Annotated in this window: 1 pseudogene; it reads left to right on the forward strand. The window is 67.0% G+C overall.

Going from position 1 to position 594, the window contains the following annotated elements:
• Positions 1–101: 101 nt before the first annotated feature.
• Positions 102–594, forward strand: a pseudogene (locus tag AC1DU6_RS34920) (hypothetical protein); the annotation flags it as partial.

Here is a 594-nt window from a genome sequence, read left to right on the forward strand (position 1 = left end):
GACTTAACGCCACAAGCGGTGGCATCCTCACTGTCACCGGACCCGGGTCGCAATGGTTGGCCGGCGGACTTGTGTCTGTCGGCTTTCTGGGTACCGGCACGGTGAACATTCAGAACGGCGGCCAAGTCGTCGCGGCGGCCGGCATGACCCTGGGCAACGGCGCCTCGTCTTCCGGCACGCTCAACGTCAGCGGGGGCGGCACGCTGCAGACCACATTCTTGCGGGGCGGCCCGGGCGCGAGCCAGGCCAATTTCGACAATGGCATCCTGCGCGCCGGGGCCAGCAGCGCGACCTTCATCAACGGATTCAATCCCGGAGAGCTCAACCTTCTCGCGGGCGGACTGACCATCGATACCAACGGCTTCACCGTCGGCACCGACGCGACGTCCGGTTTCAGCGGCACCGGCGGGTTGACCATCACCGGTGGCACCGTGTTCGGCCTGCAGGCGAACAGCACCTATGCCGGCGAAACGCGGATCGTGGCCGGCAGCGGCCTTGCGCTGTCAGGCGCCGGCGCCATCGCCAATTCCAGCAGGGTCATCGCGGACGGCGCCTTCAATGTCTCGGGTATCACGGCGGCCGGCACAAGCATCC

The sequence above is a fragment of the Roseateles sp. P5_B10 genome (assembly GCF_056400485.1).